Source organism: Lishizhenia sp. (assembly GCF_033720595.1).
Classification (GTDB): Bacteria; Bacteroidota; Bacteroidia; order Flavobacteriales_D; family Crocinitomicaceae; genus Lishizhenia.
Map to the genome: position 1 here is coordinate 1 of NZ_JAWWCF010000002.1, position 19,775 is coordinate 19,775.

Sequence of the window (19,775 nt, forward strand, 5' to 3'; positions counted from 1 at the left end):
AGAATTTTTAAAACTTTTGGAGGCACATCCACAAGTAGAAGTTAGCGTATCACCGTCTGACAAAGAATTGTACCAACTCATTGCAAAAGCAAAGGTCAATCTACTTATTACCTTTCAGGCCACAGGGATTAAACATAAACTCATCAATGCTTTGAGTAACGGTGGATATATTATCGCGAATAATGAGATGCTTGCTGGAACAAAAATGGAAGAGTTTTGTTGTATAGCCAATACGCCTGAAGAAATTAAAACAGCTCTTGAAAATTGTTTTTCAACGGCTATAGATCCTACTGCTATTTTAAAGCGTAGATCCTATATATCGGCACATTATGGATTGCAAGCTCACGCCCAACAAATTCATGAAGCCCTTACAAAGAAAAAGAAAGGAGAATAGACTAAATCTCCCTTTAAAACAAGATATTTGTAGCACACAAGAGATATAAGATTAACACATGAAATATTGTAATTCACTTACACAACGTACTCGATTTAAAACTAGAGAAGTTAAAATTGGAAATTTGACCTTAGGTGGCAACGCTCCTATTCGAATTCAAAGTATGACCACAGCTGATACTATGGATACGCAAGGTTCTGTAGAAGAATCTATCCGTATGATAGATGCTGGATGTGAATTAGTAAGATTAACTGCACCTTCTAAAAAGGAAGCCGAAAACTTAGGTGTTATTAAGGCTGAATTATTAGCCAAAGGATACGACACTCCCCTGGTGGCTGATATTCATTTTACACCCAATGCGGCAGAAATCGCAGCCACAAAAATTGAAAAGGTTAGAGTAAACCCAGGAAACTACGCCGATAAGAAGAAATTCGAGGAAATCGAATACAACGACGAAAGTTACCAGGCAGAGCTTGAACGTATAGAAAAGAAATTTACACCTCTAGTGCTCTTGTGTAAGAAAGAGGGAACGGCAATGCGTATTGGTACCAACCACGGTTCTTTATCCGATAGAATTTTGAGTCGTTACGGAGATACTCCCGAAGGCATGGTTGAGTCTGCCATGGAATTTTTACGCATTTGTAGAAAGAATGATTTCCATGAGATTGTAATTTCTATGAAAGCCAGTAACACCCTTGTAATGGTCCAAGCTTACCGTTTGCTTGTAGCTACTATGATCAAAGAAGGTATGAATTATCCGCTACATCTAGGTGTAACTGAAGCCGGTGATGGTGAAGACGGAAGAATCAAAAGTGCTGTAGGAATTGGTGCTTTACTAGCCGATGGATTAGGTGATACAATTCGTGTGAGCTTAACAGAAGCACCCGAATTTGAAATACCAGTAGCACAAAAACTCGTAAAGATTTACGAAGAAGAAAAAAGGAATGAGGTTGAACCAATTGAAACACTTCAATATGATCCCTTTCATTATACACGAAGAGATAGTTTCGAGGTTCACAACATTGGTCATAAACACGTACCTGTTGTAATTGGTGATTTACACACTACAGAAAATATTAAAGCTTCTCACCTATTTGGATTCGGCCATAATTACAACGTTGAATTAGACAAATGGAATCAAAAAGATTTAGCTGCAGATTACATCTACGTAGGTAATCAAAAGGTCGATTTTGAAACTCCTGGATACTTGGGTATTATTTGTGATTTTGAAAATTTTAAGGAAAACTACAGTGAAAAAGATCACTTTTTCCCTTTACATACAACAGTAAACACCTTAGCCGAAAGTAAGGCTAAAATCAACTTTTTAAAGATAAACGTAAACGATTACAATATAGACTTAAGTCAATTACCAGAAAACACGGTGCTTATTGCTGAAGCAGCGGGAAGTTTTACCCAATCATTTAGAAAATTCTTTAATCATCTATCACTTGGAAACATTGAAGTACCCGTGATACTCAATTTAAAGCTAAATACAGCCGATTTAGAGCACTATCAGCTTGAAACTGGAGCAATGGCTGGTTCAATACTCATAGACGGCTTTGGAGACGGTTTATTTATCCAAAATGAACAACACCTACCCTATCTAGCAACTACAAGTACAGCTTTTGGTATTCTACAAGCAACGCGAACACGCATTTCGAGAACAGAATACATTTCTTGCCCTTCTTGTGGTAGAACTTTGTTCGACCTGCAAGAAACAACTGCAAAAATTCGAAAAAGCACATCTCACCTTAAGGGAGTCAAAATTGGGATCATGGGATGTATTGTAAACGGTCCAGGAGAAATGGCTGATGCAGATTATGGTTATGTGGGAACAGGACCAGGTAAAATTAATTTGTACAAAGAAAAAGAGGTTATCAAAAGAAATGTACCTGAAGACGAAGCTGTAGATGCTCTCATTGACCTTATCAAAAGCTACGGCGACTGGAATGAAGTTTCTTCACAATAATTTCATATTTTAACAAAAACTGGGTCTCGAAGCAAAAATTACGCTTCGTATACTCGTAGAACTCGAAACAGCTAAGGTATTTCCCTTTCAGACATAAAAAAAGGCCCTAAATGGGCCTTTATACGTTAAAATAAGTGTCTAATCTTAATCATCATGTCTTAAAACATATACCTGACTACTAAATCCACCTTTTTTAGAATTCAAATTTGAAAGGAAGCCAATGAAGGCGGCTTTCAAAATATTTCCTCCTTTATATTTTTCTGAAAGCATTGAAACGTAAAAAGAATCAAACTTCATAGGGAGCACTTTACACATTTTAATATCATTTAAACAAAAGAGCTTATCAATGTCTTTCTTCTTGAAATGATATAAATGTCGTGGAACATCATAGGCCGCCCAGAACTCTTTGTAGTATTCTGCATCATAACTCGCCATATTTGGAACAGCTACAAACAAAACACCTCCTGGTTTTAGTATACGTCGAATCTCTTTGATGTCTTTTTGTAAATCATAAACATGTTCTAACACATGCCACATGGTAATAACATCTGCACTATTATCTTCTAATTTATAAAGATCAGTTTGTGGTTGTAATTCTATTCCATGCTCCTTTTTACAAAAAGCTCTAGCGTCCTCGTCAGGCTCTAAACCAGTTACGGTGAAACCTTGATTTTGCGCAACTTTCACAAAATGACCTGTCCCCGCACCTATATCCAGCAATTGCTTTCCACTGGTTTCACTTTCTATCCAACGTAATTTTTGGCGTAGCGTTTTCACCCTAACCTTGTTGTAGAGAAAGTTTATAACCCCTTTATTAGAACTTGAATGAGAGATATACTCTTCAGACTTATAGTAAGGGCCAATTTTATCCTTGCTTGGAACAGGGTTGGTAAAATGAAATTTACAATCATCACACTCTACAATCACAAAGTCTTCCTTCGTAATCATGTGATCTTTCACATCCATGAAATGCGTAAATTCTGTTTTACCACAAACTGGACATTCTTCTCTATGCATCAAATCTTGTTTCACGTGAAACTATCTTCCTAAATAAATTAACAATACAGATATATCACTTGGTGATACACCACTAATTCTACTGGCTTGACCAATTGTAGAAGGCCTAATATCGTTTAATTTCTCGACTGCCTCTGCACTTAACGATCCCATTTTGGAAAAATCTACATCCTCCGGAATTTTAAGATTATCCAAACGACCTAACTTCTTCACAGTATCTTCTTCCCTTTGAATATATCCCTCATACTTCATTTGGATTTCTGTTTGTTCCAAAATATCCTCATGACCTTCTAACAATGTATCCACTTCTGTTTTAAGACTAGAATTCAAATCAATTAATTCAGACAATTTCAATTGAGGTCTTGCTACTAAAGAATCAATTTTCACCTGTTGTTTTAAGATGCTGCTCCCCTTCTCTTCCAATAATGGATTTATATCCTCAGGGGTAACACTCGTTTTGTTCAACAAGGTCTTCAATTTCGCCGTACCCGAATTTTTGGCATTTACTCTATGTAAAGCCTCGTCAGACGCTAAACCGATAGCATGACCTAACGGAGTCAAACGTATATCTGCATTATCCTGACGAAGTAAAATTCTATACTCCGCTCTTGAAGTAAACATACGGTAGGGTTCTTTTGTACCTTTTGTGATCAAATCATCTATCAATACACCGATATATGCATCAGACCTACTCAAGATAAAATCTCCTTTACCCAGGGCATGATTAGCAGCATTAATCCCTGCCATCAAACCTTGACAAGCCGCCTCTTCGTATCCCGTAGTACCATTAATTTGACCTGCAAAGAATAATCCTTCCACTAACTTAGTTTCCAACGTATGTTTCAACTGTGTAGGCGGGAAATAATCGTATTCAATCGCATAACCAGGACGGAACATTTTCACATTTTCAAAACCTGGAATAGTAGTCATTGCCTGATATTGTATTTCCTCTGGTAAGGACGTACTAAAACCATTTACATAAATCTCTACTGTGTTCCAACCTTCCGGTTCAACAAAAATTTGATGACGATCACGTTCGGCAAAACGGTTAATCTTATCCTCTATAGAAGGACAGTATCTTGGTCCAGAACTTTTAATGGCTCCATTAAACATTGGTGAACGATCAAAACCTGAACGCAACAATTCATGAGTATCTGGATTTGTATAGGTAATATGGCAAGGACGTTGTGTTAACAAAGCCTTACTTCTTGGATCAAAACTAAACTTACCTCTGATCTCATCTCCCGGTTGAACTTCCATTTTAGAATAATCCAAAGAACGACCATCCACACGTGGAGGAGTTCCAGTTTTCATTCTTCCCGCTTCAAAACCAAGATTAATTAAACATTCAGTCATACCAGTAGCCGCTCTTTCACCAGCTCTACCACCACCGAATTGTTTTTCACCTAAATGAATCAAACCATTTAAAAAAGTACCATTGGTTAAAACGACCTTTTTTGCCTTTACTTCGACACCTATATTCGTTTTAACTCCCGTAACCTTTCCATTTTTCACAACTAATTCAGTTGCCATATCCTGCCAAAAATCCACGTTTGGATTTCTTTCTAACAACAACCTCCACTCTTCTGCAAAACGCATTCTGTCATTTTGCGTACGCGGTGACCACATAGCTGGACCTTTAGATCTATTCAACATTCGGAACTGAATTGCACTTGCATCAGAAACCAAACCTGAACCACCACCTAAAGCATCAATCTCTCTCACAATTTGCCCTTTTGCAACACCTCCCATAGCAGGGTTACAACTCATTTGAGCAATCGTATTCATATTCATAGTAATCAAAAGCACACTCGCACCGATTTTACCAGCGGCATTCGCCGCTTCACAACCTGCGTGACCCGCACCAACTACTACAACATCGTATTCTTTTATCATAACAAATGTTTCACGTGAAACTATTTCAGCATACAAAGGTACGCATCTTCTTTTTCACGCATAAGCTTTTCTTCGGTTTCTGACTTGTCACCATAACCACATAAATGCAAAACACCATGTACAACAACTCTGTTTAACTCTGTTTCACGTGAAACATTCTGAGTAATTGCATTATCCTGCACTCTATCCCAACTGATAAACAAATCACCGGTAATTGCGTTATCCACACAATAATCGAAGGTGATTATATCCGTATAATAATCATGGTCTAAAAACTCTTTATTCTTTTCAAGCAACCAATCGTCACTACCAAAAACCAAGTTCACCTCATCCAAAACTTTACCCTCCGTTTCACAAACTTTAGAAAGCCATGAAACAAAAAATTCCGAATTTAAATTCGGAATTTCAACATCTTCAAAAAATATATTAACCATTATTAAAGTTTAAAACTTAAAATAACGAGTGCACCTTTCTCTTCAAACTCAACTTCATCCGCCAAGCTTTTCATTAAGAACACACCTCTACCATTTTCCTTTTCTAGGTTTTCTGGAGCTGTCGGATCAGGTAGATTATCATAATCAAACCCATCTCCTTCATCCTTTACAGATAATTTAATAAACCCTGTGTCCTCATAAGCTTTTACTACCACCTTACAAGTAGACTTACCTTGATTACCATGTTGAACAGCATTGTTAAATGCTTCTGTTACGGCAATTAATACGTTACCATAACTTTCATCGCGTACATCCATTTCTAAACATACATCATCTACAAAAGCTTCTACTTTCGTTAAATTATCTATCGTTGAATCAACCTCGATTGATTTTACAAATTCTCTTACGTCCGCCATTAATTAACTCTATTAAAGTATTCACTCGCTCTGTCTTTGTAATACCTCTCTAAGGTGGGATTTAAAGACCTTAATAGCTCAAGTTGTTTTTCTTTCAACTTCTTATACTCTAAAAAATCAATAGGGTTACCTTTTTCTGTATTTTTTCCTTCTTCACTTTCTCTTTGTTCATCGAACCCTCTCTCTTTTAGTGCTTTTTCGCTTTCAAACATACGCGTTAAAATATCTTGTTGTCGGTTCACAAGCTCTTGATTCCACTGTTTGTTTATTAACTCTTCTTGTTGCTTTTCTAGTTCTTCTAACAAAGGATTCAATATATCACCTTCACGTTTACCGCCTTTGTTTAACTCGTTCTTCATCTGTTCCAAACGTCTTCTAATTTCACTTTGCTGCGCTGCCATTCGTGCAGCTTGTTGAGCACCCATCGGAATTGGCGAGGAACCTTGCTTATCCCCAGGTTTATTTCCTCCAGGAGACATACCCTTCTTCATGCTCTCTAATTGTTTTTTAAGCATCTCTTTCATACTCTCCATGGAACTATTACCCGAACTACCTTTTCCTTGTCCTCCCGGATTATTACAACTTCCATTACCTCCCTCTTGACTTTGCATTTCTTGCTGCATCTGTTCCAAACTTTCATTAAAAAGCAAGGCCAAATTATTGTAACTCGTCATAACATATTGCTGCTTCACTACCAATGAAGTCAACTTACGTTCATCTATATCCTCCAATAAATTCGCATAATTTCTTTCGATAGCTCTTAACTCTTGATCAATAAACTTTGCAATCTTCGGGTTCCTCACCGCTAAGGCTTCAAGACTATCTTTAACAGGTTCTGCATCATCCATTATTTTTCGTTGTTGTCTACCAACATTGATGTAATCTGGATCTGAACTGTCCAAATTTGCAAACACATCCATGTTCGCCTCTTGGCTTAAACTTAGATTTACCAAAGATTCTAAACACGCTCTTAAAAACTCATAATCTTCTTGGTTTTGCTCTTGCTGACTTTGCATTTGCATCCCATTAATTTTAGCTGCCATTTCTTTCATTTTCTCAGCAGCATTTTTCTGATTCTCTTTCGATTTTGACTCTTTGCTCTTTGACAAATTCTCTTCCGATTCAGAAAACTCTTCCTTAACATCCTCTTTATCCTCATCAAGGTCTTCCATATCAAGAGGACGTTTCAATTCTTCATTTTCCTTTAAAGTCTCTTCATAGTCCTTCATCAATTTATCAAACTCATTTTCTAAAGATTTTTGATCATCTAACTTCTCCTCTGCATTTTTATCTGATTCAGACAACTCTTTCATCTCATCTGCAAGTTCTTCTAAAGACTCTTCTATATCGTTAAGTTTTTCATTGACCTGTAACTGCTTAAGTTGTTCTAAAGCCCTATCCAATTCTTTGTTTAATTCCTCAGCACTTTTTTCAACCTCTTCAGTTACTTCCTTTTGACCATTCTCCTGCTGTCGTTCTAACAATTCCTCTAACTCCTCTAATAAGTCCTTCAATTCATCATCCATCAATTCATTCAACAACTCATCCAACAACTCCTGTTTTTCTAACAGTTCTAATTCCTCTTCTGAAAATTTATCTTTCTTCTCCCATGAATCCTCTAAATCCTTTTTCAGATCTTCTAGCATTTTTTCAAGACTCTGTTGCTGCTTTTTAACATCTTCTAAGCGTTGTTTTTTATTCCAATCACTTGCTTTATTATTAAGTAAATTCTTTTTCAAATCATTTACACTTTTCTGGAAGTCTTCAGCTTTCTTCATAGCTTCTTCCATAGCACTATTCGCTTTATTTAAATCTTCTTGTCTCTCTTTCTTTAATTCTTCTTTTGAAGGAATAGCCAAGGTATACATGGCACTCTTTGTTCTTTTTGAACCATTGACCTTATCATTATCTAACACTTCGAAATAATAACTCACCCGATCTTCTGGCAGAAGACTTAACTGCGAAAAGTTAAAGGACATATCTATGAGTCCTTCGGTTTGACCAATACCCGGTAACACCGTACGTTCCTTTCTCTTTGTTCCTTCTTTACCCTCAACCGTATAAACAAAAGCAACTTCTAAAATCCCTATATCATCCTTTGCGGCTCCATTAAAGCGTACTTTATTGATATCCGTACTGTCAACTTCCCGAACAACACTAAGTGTAGGATAAGCATCCTTAATAACCTCAATTACATAAGAAACCTCTTCTTTATTTTCCAGATCTTGACTCACTAAGGCAAAAGAAATCTGTTCATCGTGCTGTACTTTTGTCGAAAAATTAACACCTTTTTCTTCGAACATCTGAATACTGTCCCCAACTCCAATCTCCAGGCGCTTTGCATTCTTAGTTAACATATCGTACTTCACCACTGTACCTTCAGGCACCAACAAATCAGCTACATTTTCAACCACTTCATTTTTAAGTCCTAAATAGGCAGGATACATTAACTCTGCATTGAACTTTACAAAACTTGCCTTTCCTACTACATCAATTAAATAGCTTTCACTTTCGAAACCATTGGCTGAAAAATAAACGGACATATCCTTGGTTACTTTAGGGAAAGTATATAACCGTTTATCTTTCGTTGACTGTTCCATTAAAAAAACACCTTGATCCGAATGCACAAAAACCTTGTCTGGAAGGGGTTCGTTTTTGGTTGCTTTTAGACGTAGTGATAAATCCACAGCTTCCCCTTGTTCAACCTTTAAAACATCATTTTCTAAAACAAAATCAAAAGGTGCTGGTATCGCGTAATGTGTATTATAATTCACCAAGCGTTCTGTACCCTCTTTATAAAATGAAGGAGCAAAAACTGCTATCGCTAAAACAGTCAGTACAACAGGTAAGACATATTTTAGATATTTTCTATTCTCTCTAATATCTATAGCCGATGCAAAAGGAACTGCACTCAGTTGATTGGATTTTTGTTCGACACTCGCCAACAACAAATCATATTGTTTTTGATCTCTAGAAGCAGCCTCTAACTGAAGGGTGTTTAGCAGTGAATCTTTCACATTTGGGAAAAAATCACCAATTATAATTGAAGCTTGTTCACGGTTGATTCGCTTACCAAAAGAGGTGAGTTTGGCAAGTGGAATAATGAAATAGTAAACGAAGAGATAAAGAATAAAAGCCAATGCACTAAAAAAGAGCACTGCTCGAACAGTAGAATTAAATCTACCGAAATACTCTAAAAGATTCACCAACAAAAAACACGTCAAGGCAAAAGCAGAAAACAAGAGTATCCCTTTCACAAGCTGATTCTTGTAATACTTGCGTATAAACGCATCTATTTGCTCTATTAACCGATCAAATGCTCCCATATATTCCCTTCAATTTAGCTTAACTTACTAAGTTATATTATCTAACGTAGAAAATTGTAACAAGAATGTCCTCCCTTAACAATTTAACAGTTCAGCTAATCCATTATCTTTGCACAAAATTTTAGAAAATGTCTGATAAAGCTGTACGCGTAAGATTTGCCCCTTCTCCAACTGGACCCTTGCACATGGGTGGGGTAAGAACTGCATTATACAATTACTTATTTGCGAAGAAAAACAATGGAACATTTATCCTGCGTTTAGAAGACACGGATCAAACTCGTTTTGTTCCTGGTGCTTTTGAATACATCATGGATGCTTTAGCTTGGTGTGGAATTTCTCCAGACGAAGGTCCTGGTGTTGGTGGTGACTTTGGTCCTTACATTCAATCTGAACGTAAAGCCATGTACCTACCTTACGCAGAACAATTGGTTGCAGAAGGTAAAGCGTACTATGCTTTCGATACTTCTGAAAGTTTAACTGAGATGCGTGAGCGTGCGAAAACAATGAAAATGCCAAACTGGCAATACAATGCTGTTACACGTAACTCTATGCAAAACTCTTTAACGCTTCCAGCTGATGAAGTAGAAAAGAGAATTGCAAACGGAGATCCTTATGTCATCCGTTTCAAAATGCCACGTAATGTAGATGTACGTTTCGAAGATATCGTTCGTGGATGGGTGGTTGTGAATACTAACAACTTAGATGATAAAGTTTTGTTTAAGTCAGACGGTATGCCAACCTACCACTTAGCAAACATTGTAGATGATCACACCATGGAAATCTCACACGTAATTCGTGGAGAAGAATGGTTGCCCTCTGCTCCCTTACACGTTTTATTATATGAAGCGTTTGGATGGGATGCTCCACAATTTGCTCACTTACCATTATTGTTAAGACCTGATGGAAACGGAAAGTTATCTAAACGTGATGGAGATCGTTTAGGATTCCCTGTATTCCCAACGAACTGGACAACTGCAGAAGGAGAATTATACTCTGGATATAGAGAACAAGGTTACTTACCAGAAGCGTTCATTAACATGTTGGCTTTCTTAGGATGGAACCCAGGTACACCGCAAGAGTTGTTTAAACTAGACGAATTAGTTGAGGCCTTCACTTTAGAAAGAGTGGGAAAAGCAGGAGCTAAATTCGATGCTGACAAAACAAAGTGGTACCAACAACAATATTTAAGAGCTACAGACAAAGCTGTATTAGCGAAAGAATTACAAACGCTTTTAGATAAAGAATACGACGCTTCTTTCTTAGAAGAGATCGTAGAAATGATGAAAGAACGTGCTACTTTCTTAAAAGATATGTTGGTAGAAGGAGATTACTTCTTCAATGCACCAACTTCTTACGACGAGAAAACTGTACGTAAAAAATGGAAAGAGCACACTACTCCAATTATGGAAGAGTGGTTAGAGCGATTCAAAAACATCTCAGATTTCAACGCAGAGAATATTGAAAAAGAATTCAAAGCATTCTTAGCTGAGAAAGAATTAGGTATAGGTGCTGTACTTCCTAACTTCCGTCTTGTGTTAACAGGAAAAGGAATGGGACCAAGCATGTTCGAAATTGCTAACTTGTTGGGAAAAGAAGAATGTGTTGCCCGTATGGAAGCAGGTATAAAAAATATTGCAGCTCTTAAAGCTGAAGCGTAAGCATGAAACATACTATAGAAGTAAACGGAATTAAGTTGTATGCCTTTCACGGTTGTTTAACCGAAGAAGGTAAGGTGGGCGGACACTACATTGTAGATGTTTCTGTTACCACAGACTTTTCCGATGCTGCCAAAGAAGATGATTTAAGCAAAACTGTTGATTATGTACAAATCAACAAAATTGTAAAATCTGAAATGGGTATTCGTTCTAAATTAATAGAACAAGTAGGACAGCGCATCGTTGATAAAATGAAAAATGAAATCAATGATCTACATTCCATCAAGGTGAAAATCACTAAGTTGACCCCTCCTATTAACGGAGATGTGAACAATGTGGCGATTATCATCGAAGAGGATGTTTTCCAACAAAACCCTATTGGAGGTTATCGAAAAGACAACTAGTTCAATAAAAATTAAAAATATTGGGCGACAACTAAAGAAATTTTATTATTTTTGTCGCCCGATAATGGTCCTGTGGCCGAGTGGCTAGGCAGAGGTCTGCAAAACCTTGTACGGCGGTTCGAATCCGTTCGGGACCTCAACAGAAACGCTTGATTCTTATAGAATTAAGCGTTTTTTTATGCCCATAACTTTTTGGAGAAACCCCTACCTACACTTGGGAGTCGGGTCAACTTAGATTATCGACCGGAGTCTTGATATAGATTTTTCATTTCACCTACTTTTTGTAATACTGTAAAATAAGTTTCTGAGGGTACTTTTTCTGCGGCACAAAAAAACGGCTCACTTCAAAAAGCTAGCCGCTTATCCCCTTTTTTGTGAATTACAATTCAAGGTTCTATAATTCGAAAAATAGAATCCCTCTACATTCTTAATTCTTACTTCTTAATTTAAGTTTACGTTTTCTTCTTACTAAAACAAAAATCAAAGTTCCCAAAACAACTGCACTACTTACTGCGTAAAAAAAAAGTTGACGATAAAAAGCTTTACGTTTTTCTTCTTCTTCAAAAAGTAATTGCGCCTTACTCTTTGCCCCTGGATTTGGAGCTTCTAATAAATAACCACTTTCCTCCTTCTTTCTATAAGTGAAGCGTTCTAAAACTAAATTACTTGTATCATTTTCTGCAACACCCAATTTTTTCAAAGTAATCGAAACAATCCTGTTCGTATCAGCGTCATAGAGCCTTATTTTATCATGTTCCGCTTTAAAACCAAATCCTACATCACCAATTACATAATCTGCATCAGGATAACGCTTTAAATAAGCCTTTTTGTTCTCTGCAAGTATTAGGAATGCATGCGGCATCAACTTTGTTCCTTGTGGAACTACAAAATGATGTATATCCTCTTTATCTTTTAAAATCCATCCGCTAATATCAATGAGCGTATCTGTTAGATTATAAAGTTCTACAAAATCTTCACTCAAATCTGCCTTAGCTTGGGCTGCATTAATTTCAGAAATTATAATCTGCTTTCTCCATTCAGACTTCGGACGCTTTTCAAAAATGGGTTCAAATACTGTGTTTTCATTTACTGCCACATAAATTTCTGGAGAAACTTCACTTCTCCCCTTCCAGCCTTTGAATACATAATCAAAGCGCGGTGTAGCTTTCACTTTTAGTTTTACCCCTGGAAAATATTTTCCAGAATAGTTTTCTTGGAGTAATAGCGTGTTAAAATCAACACTTCCCGCCTTTTTATCTACGTTCACTTCTACACGAACAGGAGCTTCTAGTGCAAAACGTTCCTGAATATATTGATACAAATACCTCGGACGAGCTTGCGCAAAATCTTTAATATACTGCCAGCTCCTATCATAACGCGATCTGTAAATTCCCCATCTTTTTAAATGAGCATCTATTTCATTCTGTTGTTCTGCTTTGAGTTGATCCGCTAAAGACATGGCTCTCGTAGAATCAAAAGTGGTACTTAACAAATCACAAAACTGATTGATGTACAACATTTTCAAAGAATCGTTCTCCAGTATTTTTCGTATTATCAAAGTTGACCATGCAGGATTTGGCCACTTTTCGGTACTATAGGTTGTGAAATCCTCTACTGTATTTTTAGCTACTTCATGTTTTCCTGTTGTATTTAAACCAAGATCTAAATCAAAGAAAATCCATTTCCATTTTGTTTCTGGTGATGTCGATTTATAGTAGCGAATATTCCCACCTGCATCACCATTAGCGGTATAGGTTTCTAATATGTTATACAAGATATAGTTGTCGATATCTATTTCCTTACTTACAAAGTTTAAAGCTGCAGTATCCGTTAAACTGTTGTTCTGAATATATCTCAAGGTTCTTCTGTAATCATACGGAGAACCATGTTGCCTCTCGTAAATATGACGCATAATAATTACAGAATCTTTGTCGTACCCGTAATGTGCTTTTAAGTAATGTTCGTTAATTTTTTCTCGAATATTATACAATCCCCAATAACGACCGTTAATATACACAGCGCAAGGTCTATACTCTTGGTAATCAATACCTGTTTCCTTTACCAATTGGGTTGCAAAAACATCGCGTGCATGAGCTGCTAACATATCTCCTCCCCCATTTCTCAGGACAAAGTTCTTGTATTTATCAATTTCTAGTTGCGGAAAAATCGGGTACTCAAATTTCTTATTACCATACCTCGATCGAGCATAAATAGCCAATGATTTTTGCGGCATGGACTTGCTGTAACCTCCAAATATCTTTACACCTGCTTTTTGATTAAAACCAATTACGCCATTGGTATCAAAGAATTCAACATTTATTACTTTCTCCCAATCTTTCCAAAAATTAGCACCTATGTAAGGATCTATTGTATCCGCACAACAACCCTTTTCAAAAATTCCTATAGCTGAATCAAAAAAATTAGCAGGATTAGAAACAATACTTATGATAGGAATATCATGTTTAAAGTCTGTGATATAAGAAAGAATGGTGTCGCTTCGTTTTCCTTCTTCATTGTAAATAGCAATAGAAAAACTAGTATTCCCAACTATCTTTTCCACTGAAGATAAACGAGAACTGTAATAAGAAGGCCTTGTTCCATCTGTAGTAAAATAGGCCTTACTCCCTTCAGGTATAGAAAAATTAACTTCTTGTAAGTCAGGATAATTACCAGGGATTGGTTGTGCCTTAAAAGTAGACTGACCAAAACTTACTAGACATAACAACATGCCTAATCCTACACTTAGCGATTTCGTTAACCTTTTCATTCTGAATCAAAAATAGTTTGAAATAGAGCGCAAATAAAAAACGGTTAACAAAAGAATTAACACTTTTATTAACCGTTCTAAGTATTAGGTTTTCATCTTTTCCTTACCTAAATATCGTAATCGTTCTATGAAGATTAATAGGATAACCATTTACATCCTCTGCAATAATGATTAAATGATAAGTTCCTTCCTTTACCACGCTACCATCCATACCTACACCATTCCAAACAAAATTCACATCATTACTTTCAAAAACAACTTGTTGCTGTTGATCTACAATACGAATATTGGCTGATTCTATACCTTCTGATTCAAGGAAGTAGGTATCATTACTACCATCATTTGAAGGAGTAAAGGTATTTGGTACACGGATAAATTTACCGGCAACCTCTACATTTAAGGTTATCGATTCTTCTATCGTTTCATCACCTTTTACTATAATGGCTTTCACAGTTTTCCTTCCTGGTGTTTCAAAGAAGTAATCCGCTTTTTCCTTTAAACTGTAATCATTATTTCCAAAATCCCACTCAATTGCATCGAAATCTCCTCCTTCTATGCTGAAGGTATATATGTTCCTATCAATTTCGTAGTTAATCGAATACGTAGGAATTACTACCGGTTCATCTTCTTCAACTTCATTTTCATCAGTTGTAGGTTGCTCTTTATTTATTAGAGTCTCTCTATTCGAAACTTCTGTATCTTCTTTATTGGATTGAACACTTTCTAAAGGATCTAAGCTCTCTATTTCCTCAGTATTATCAACTTCTTGGATAACTTCATCCTGATCTTTCAATATAGGTTTTTCTTCAATTTCTGCTTCAGTAGTTACTTCTTTTACCGTTTTATCTACTATAACAGAAACACCTTCTTTGATCTCTTCTGTGTCTTGAATATTTTGCTCGTCAGCTTGACTTTGCTCAATTCGTTCTGCTTTTTCCTCTCCTCTATCAGCGATAAAGTAAGTAGCAGTACCTAAGGTAGCAACTGCCGCTACCCCAAGAATAATTTTCCCTCCTAAACCTAAAGCCGACCCTGTACCCGCCGCTGAAGCACTTGCTCCAACTTGACTAGATATAGAAGACCACAATTGCGGATTCACATCCACACTATGTTCTTTAAGTTTTTCGGAAAATACTTCCTTAAATATGTCTTTATCTTTCAATGCCGTTTTCTTCTAATAATTTTCTAATAAATCCCTTCGCTCTCGAATATTGGGATTTTGAAGTGTTCTCAGATACTCCTAATTGCTCTGCTATTTCTTTATGACTATAACCTTCAATGGCAAATAAGTTGAACACTGTTCTATAACCTTCTGGTAAAGTTTGGATGAGTTTCATCAAATCCTCTGCCATTAAGTTTTCAAGAATGAAATCGTTTTGCGGACTCAAATATTCACTTTCTGTGATATCAACATTATTCTGTCTCTTCTTATTCTTTCGAATTTCATCCAACGCAGTGTTCACCACTATTCGTCTTATCCAGCCTTCCAAAGAGCCACGGTTATCAAAGTTCTTGAGGTTACCAAACACCTTAATAAAACCGTTTTGCAAAACATCTTCAGCACTTGCAACATCGCGCATATACCTTAAACTAACTCCCATCATTTTAGGAGCATAGGTATCAAACAATGTCTTTTGCGCCTTAGCGTTACCTGAAACACATTTTTTTACAAGTGTTTCTTCATCCATTCGTTCTATTCATTTACAAAGACAATAATACTAGGAAAAAGGTTGCACAACTTTCCCCTCGATACAATAATTAACATACTTTTGGCTCAGATTGCTAAAAACATGAAGAAAATATTTACAGTATTACTGCTAACTATCACCACCATAAATTTTGCAAAAGCCAATACACCACCTGCTCTTGGATATTGGAAAAGCGAATTAAGTATTAACGATAGTACAGTAATTCCCTTTACACTAATTACAGAAAGAAAAGATAATAATCAACTAAGTATTAAAGTAAAAAATGCTTCAGAAGTTATCTCTTTAAAACCGTTAGAACTATCTAACGACACTTTAATATATGCATTTAAAGACTTTAATAGTAGGTTGTACATCACTGCAAATGATGAAAATAATTTAAAAGGTTATTGGCAAAATTTACACCGTTCAATAGATTATATCCTTCCTTTTAAAGCCACATATATTGGTAAAACCGTAGAAGTTTCTACAGCCAATATTACCTCTATAGAAGGAAAATGGAAAACAGTATTTAATTATACTTCTACTACTCCATATCCTGCTTTAGGTGTTTTTAATCACATGGCGGGTTCTGCTAATGTAGCCGGTACCTTTTTAACAGAAACTGGAGATTATAGGTTTTTAGATGGATTATCAACCGGAGGTAAAGTTCAACTTTCTTGTTTTGATGGAAGTCATGCATTTTTATTTGAAGCTGATTTAGTAAAGGATACTTTATGGGGGACTTTTTACTCTGGAAATCACTGGAAAACAAAGTGGTATGCTGTAAAAGACAATTCTTTTACTTTAGCTGATCCTGATTCTTTAACCTATGTGAATAATGCATTGGATACTTTTGATTTCACCTTTAAAGACTTGGATGGAAATGACTTTACCTACTCTAAGGAAAACTTAGAAGGTAAGGTGGTACTGATTCAAATTATGGGAACCTGGTGCCCGAACTGCTTAGATGAAACGAAATACTACAAAGAATTACAAGCTAAATACAAAGATCAAGGCTTAGAAATCATAGCTGTTTGTTATGAAGCTAGCACAAGTTTTGAGTCACAAACTAAAAGTGTAAAACGCCTCATAGACAACTACGATTTGGATTACACTTTTTTAATTGGTGGAAATGCATCTAAAACTTTAGCTTCAGAGCAATTTTACTTCTTAAATGAAATCATCTCCTTCCCTACTTCAATTTACATCAATAAGCAAGGAGAGATAGTTAAAGTTCATACTGGATTCAATGGTCCTGGAACTGGACAAGTTTATATCGATTACAAAAAGGAAACAGAAGCTTTAATCGAAGAATTATTGGCTGATTAATTCTGGTCTGTTTTCTGCATTTAATAATATCCAAGCCGTGTGGTAAACCAGACGGCTTACTTTTTCAACCTTCTCAAAATCTATTTTATCTACAGTGTCTGTAGCCTGGTGATAGTCCTCGTGAATTCCACTGAAATAAAAAATACTTGGCACATCATACTTCGCAAAATTGTAATGATCTGAACGATAATAAAAACGGTTCGGATCATCTAAACTGTTGTAAGCATAGTCCAATTCAATATTTATATATGTATTGTTCGCTTTTTCATTCGCCAAGTGTAAATCCTCACTCAACATGTTACTACCAATGATATAAACATAATCTGGATCTCCTGCATGCGCTTCATCTACCCTACCTATCATATCAATATTTAAATTGGTAATGGTATTTTCCATAGCATAAATTGGATGTTCTGCGTAATATGCAGATCCTAAAAGTCCCTTCTCCTCACCGGCTACTGGCATGATAAGTAAACTTCTTTTTGGCCCATAGCCATCATCCTTAGCACGCTGAAAGGCCTCTGCTATTTCAAGTAATGCCACAGTACCTGTTCCATCATCATCTGCTCCATTGAAAATTAACCCATCGTGAGTACCTATGTGATCATAGTGCGCAGTAAGTACTAAAACTTCATTTTTTAATATAGAGTCCGACCCTTCTATAAATGCAACAACATTCTCTGTGTTCAGTATTTTAGATGCTGTACTGATGGCGAAAGAAAAGTTTAATTTTTTCAAACGCTTACTAACTTTATTAACATCAACAAAAAGTAAAGGAACTTGTGCTTTATTTTCCTCATTCAATAAAGTCATTTTAGAACTTGTGACATGATGTTCTAAAATTTCGAAGTGCTTGTTGTAGTTATGAACAATACAAGTTACACTCGCTGCACCGTTTTTCTTCAACGCTCTATACTCTGCTATAACTTCAAAACTCGTAAGCGTATCATTGGCGTAATAAATTACATCGGTCCCTTTAATATTCTTTTCTGTGCTTTGCTTTACATCCTTTATTAAGGTGTAATTTCCGGTTCTTTGAATTTTCTCATTCGCAAACAAGTAGAAAAAATCCTCTTGTAAGTGCAATTGTTTTTTGTGAATGCTTAATTCTCCAGAAAATACCGTTTCTAAAACTTGAAAGGGAAATTTATAATCAGGATGGGTAGCTGGTGCTTGAAGTCCATCTTCCTTAAAAGACGCGATAAGATAATCGGCTGCTAATTTTTGACCTTCATAGCCTGTTTCTCTACCCGCAAAAGAATCGGAAGCAATTACATGAAGATGTTCTGATAATTCTTCCTTATTAATATAGTGTGCATAATCTTCGGCTTTACCCTGTGATAAAACCGAAGTGCTTAAGAAAATTATAGGTAGATAGATTAGATTTTTTAACATGCGCAAGCTATTTTATCTACTCTTCTTTGGTGACGACCACCTTCGAATTCAGTTGTTAAAAAAGTTTCTACCATTTCTAAAGCAGCTTCTTCTGTAACAAAACGAGCAGGTAAAGAAATAATATTCGCGTTGTTGTGTTCTCTCGCTAATTGAGCAATTTCATTTTCCCAACATAAAGCACATCTAATTTCTTGATGTTTGTTCGCCGTCATGCTTATTCCATTTCCAGAACCACAGATTAAAATTCCCAAAGTTCCTTCATTAGCAGCTACTTTATCCGCTACCGGGTGTGCATAATCAGGGTAATCAATGCTATCTTCAGAATGACAACCGAAATCTTCAAACTCGTATCCTTTTGCACTAAATACTTCTTTGATTTTCTCTTTTAAAGCGTAACCTGCATGATCACAACCAATTGGAATAACTCTTTTACTCATTTTACTTCTTTTATTTTCTACAAAAATAAGGCTTAATAGGTGTAATTAACAATTTTCCACCTTTCATTGCATCTTTTATACCCTTATTAACATTCATCCATAGTTATTAACAATTGCACAAAAACCACTTTCATAATTCCTTTGTTTTAAAGGAGTTTAAGGAATTGACTTTTGCACAAGAAATGGGAATAAATTGTTAATACTTGTCAAGGAAAAATGAAAAGAAAAGCTAGGATTATTAAAATATAATTCCAAGCCAAAATGAAAATGAAAAAAGCAATAGAGAGTTATTATTTTTTCCGTTTTGTTATTCACATAGTTTTGGAGGGGTGAAATCTGTTTTTAACTAAAAAAGTTTTACATGTTCATCTAAACGCACTAATTGTTAATAACCTAGCTAAACCTTTTAAAATCAACAGAACTAAAACTATTCATTTCGTTAATAACCCTAGACCTAAATGTGTATTACTTAAAAAGCAACTGAAATCTCTTTTTCTTTTACACAGTATTAACACCTTAATAAGTAATAGTAAAACCTTTTTAAAAAATTCTCTTTTCTTTTTTTCTTATTCTTTAGGTTAAATGTGCGAAGCTTGGATTATTGAAAAAAAATCGCTATCTCTAATTTCATCACCTCTTAATATCATG

The 19,775-nt window shown here is 35.9% G+C and carries 15 protein-coding genes and 1 tRNA gene; 6 read left to right on the top strand and 10 right to left on the bottom strand.

The genetic code is table 11. The annotated features are described in order from the left end of the window. On the top strand, nt 1-394 hold a 394-nt coding region (locus tag R3333_RS00260), incomplete at its 5' end, for a hypothetical protein (protein ID WP_318956566.1). 58 nt (nt 395-452) lie between these two features. Then, a complete protein-coding gene (gene ispG / locus R3333_RS00265; RefSeq protein ID WP_318956567.1) occupies nt 453-2,363 on the top strand; it encodes a (E)-4-hydroxy-3-methylbut-2-enyl-diphosphate synthase in 1,911 nt (636 codons plus the stop codon). A gap of 144 nt (nt 2,364-2,507) precedes the next feature. Here the strand turns inward: ispG and R3333_RS00270 are convergent, their stop codons facing one another. Genes R3333_RS00270 through R3333_RS00290 form a run of 5 tightly spaced genes read right to left on the bottom strand, consistent with a single transcriptional unit; the run spans nt 2,508 to nt 9,452 of the window. Continuing rightward, a complete protein-coding gene (locus R3333_RS00270) occupies nt 2,508-3,380 on the bottom strand; it encodes a class I SAM-dependent methyltransferase (protein ID WP_318956568.1) in 873 nt (290 codons plus the stop codon). A 21-nt stretch (nt 3,381-3,401) separates the two neighbouring features. After that, a complete protein-coding gene (mnmG, locus tag R3333_RS00275) occupies nt 3,402-5,276 on the bottom strand; it encodes a tRNA uridine-5-carboxymethylaminomethyl(34) synthesis enzyme MnmG (protein WP_318956569.1) in 1,875 nt (624 codons plus the stop codon). A 20-nt stretch (nt 5,277-5,296) separates the two neighbouring features. Then, nucleotides 5,297-5,710, bottom strand: a complete 414-nt coding sequence (gene ybeY / locus R3333_RS00280; protein ID WP_318956570.1) for an rRNA maturation RNase YbeY — start codon at nt 5,708-5,710, stop codon at nt 5,297-5,299. A 2-nt stretch (nt 5,711-5,712) separates the two neighbouring features. After that, a complete protein-coding gene (locus tag R3333_RS00285; RefSeq protein ID WP_318956571.1) occupies nt 5,713-6,126 on the bottom strand; it encodes an ATP-binding protein in 414 nt (137 codons plus the stop codon). Further along, nucleotides 6,126-9,452, bottom strand: coding sequence for a DUF4175 family protein (locus tag R3333_RS00290; RefSeq protein WP_318956572.1), 3,327 nt, complete (start codon nt 9,450-9,452; stop codon nt 6,126-6,128). Before R3333_RS00290 ends, R3333_RS00285 begins: the two co-directional genes overlap by 1 nt. 128 nt (nt 9,453-9,580) lie before the next feature. Here R3333_RS00290 and gltX point away from each other — a divergent pair, with 128 nt between their 5' ends. The 3 genes from gltX to R3333_RS00305 all read left to right on the top strand — a co-directional run bounded on the left by gltX (nt 9,581) and on the right by R3333_RS00305 (nt 11,648). Then, nucleotides 9,581-11,110: a glutamate--tRNA ligase gene (gltX, locus tag R3333_RS00295; protein ID WP_318956573.1), complete on the top strand. Its 1,530-nt coding sequence runs from the start codon at nt 9,581-9,583 to the stop codon at nt 11,108-11,110. Between the two features lie 2 nt (nt 11,111-11,112). Then, nucleotides 11,113-11,511 carry a dihydroneopterin aldolase gene (folB, locus tag R3333_RS00300; RefSeq protein ID WP_318956574.1) on the top strand — a complete coding sequence of 133 codons (399 nt, stop codon included), beginning with the start codon at nt 11,113-11,115 and terminating at the stop codon, nt 11,509-11,511. 66 nt (nt 11,512-11,577) lie between these two features. Beyond that, nucleotides 11,578-11,648, top strand: a tRNA-Cys gene (locus R3333_RS00305). 290 nt (nt 11,649-11,938) lie between these two features. Here the strand turns inward: R3333_RS00305 and R3333_RS00310 are convergent. The 3 genes from R3333_RS00310 to R3333_RS00320 all read right to left on the bottom strand — a co-directional run bounded on the left by R3333_RS00310 (nt 11,939) and on the right by R3333_RS00320 (nt 15,966). Continuing rightward, nucleotides 11,939-14,278, bottom strand: a complete 2,340-nt coding sequence (locus R3333_RS00310; RefSeq protein ID WP_318956575.1) for a CotH kinase family protein — start codon at nt 14,276-14,278, stop codon at nt 11,939-11,941. A gap of 103 nt (nt 14,279-14,381) precedes the next feature. Beyond that, the gene (locus R3333_RS00315) at nt 14,382-15,440 is read right to left on the bottom strand and encodes a gliding motility-associated C-terminal domain-containing protein (protein WP_318956576.1); all 1,059 of its coding nucleotides are present in this window, start codon (nt 15,438-15,440) and stop codon (nt 14,382-14,384) included. Further along, nucleotides 15,430-15,966 (bottom strand): RNA polymerase sigma factor, encoded by a 537-nt coding sequence (locus R3333_RS00320; protein ID WP_318956577.1) that lies wholly within the window; start codon nt 15,964-15,966, stop codon nt 15,430-15,432. The genes R3333_RS00315 and R3333_RS00320 overlap by 11 nt, the downstream gene beginning before the upstream one ends. Before the next feature lie 102 nt (nt 15,967-16,068). On the opposite strand from R3333_RS00320, the gene R3333_RS00325 reads away from it, so the two are divergent. After that, nucleotides 16,069-17,295 (top strand): TlpA disulfide reductase family protein, encoded by a 1,227-nt coding sequence (locus R3333_RS00325; RefSeq protein WP_318956578.1) that lies wholly within the window; start codon nt 16,069-16,071, stop codon nt 17,293-17,295. Here the strand turns inward: R3333_RS00325 and R3333_RS00330 are convergent. Beyond that, nucleotides 17,281-18,690, bottom strand: coding sequence for a M28 family peptidase (locus R3333_RS00330; RefSeq protein ID WP_318956579.1), 1,410 nt, complete (start codon nt 18,688-18,690; stop codon nt 17,281-17,283). The two genes, R3333_RS00325 and R3333_RS00330, sit on opposite strands and share 15 nt — an antisense overlap. Further along, nucleotides 18,684-19,127, bottom strand: a complete 444-nt coding sequence (gene rpiB / locus R3333_RS00335; protein WP_318956580.1) for a ribose 5-phosphate isomerase B — start codon at nt 19,125-19,127, stop codon at nt 18,684-18,686. The genes R3333_RS00330 and rpiB overlap by 7 nt, the downstream gene beginning before the upstream one ends. Between the last annotated feature and the right edge of the window lie 648 nt (nt 19,128-19,775).

Bases quoted from the DNA above. Each gene is read 5' to 3' on its own strand.
- ispG (WP_318956567.1), top strand. From the start codon at position 453: ATGAAATATTGTAATTCACTTACACAACGTACTCGATTTAAAACTAGA.
- R3333_RS00270 (WP_318956568.1), bottom strand. From the start codon at position 3,380: ATGCATAGAGAAGAATGTCCAGTTTGTGGTAAAACAGAATTTACGCAT.
- mnmG (WP_318956569.1), bottom strand. From the start codon at position 5,276: ATGATAAAAGAATACGATGTTGTAGTAGTTGGTGCGGGTCACGCAGGT.
- ybeY (WP_318956570.1), bottom strand. From the start codon at position 5,710: ATGGTTAATATATTTTTTGAAGATGTTGAAATTCCGAATTTAAATTCG.
- R3333_RS00285 (WP_318956571.1), bottom strand. From the start codon at position 6,126: ATGGCGGACGTAAGAGAATTTGTAAAATCAATCGAGGTTGATTCAACG.
- R3333_RS00290 (WP_318956572.1), bottom strand. From the start codon at position 9,452: ATGGGAGCATTTGATCGGTTAATAGAGCAAATAGATGCGTTTATACGC.
- gltX (WP_318956573.1), top strand. From the start codon at position 9,581: ATGTCTGATAAAGCTGTACGCGTAAGATTTGCCCCTTCTCCAACTGGA.
- folB (WP_318956574.1), top strand. From the start codon at position 11,113: ATGAAACATACTATAGAAGTAAACGGAATTAAGTTGTATGCCTTTCAC.
- R3333_RS00310 (WP_318956575.1), bottom strand. From the start codon at position 14,278: ATGAAAAGGTTAACGAAATCGCTAAGTGTAGGATTAGGCATGTTGTTA.
- R3333_RS00320 (WP_318956577.1), bottom strand. From the start codon at position 15,966: ATGGATGAAGAAACACTTGTAAAAAAATGTGTTTCAGGTAACGCTAAG.
- R3333_RS00325 (WP_318956578.1), top strand. From the start codon at position 16,069: ATGAAGAAAATATTTACAGTATTACTGCTAACTATCACCACCATAAAT.
- R3333_RS00330 (WP_318956579.1), bottom strand. From the start codon at position 18,690: ATGTTAAAAAATCTAATCTATCTACCTATAATTTTCTTAAGCACTTCG.
- rpiB (WP_318956580.1), bottom strand. From the start codon at position 19,127: ATGAGTAAAAGAGTTATTCCAATTGGTTGTGATCATGCAGGTTACGCT.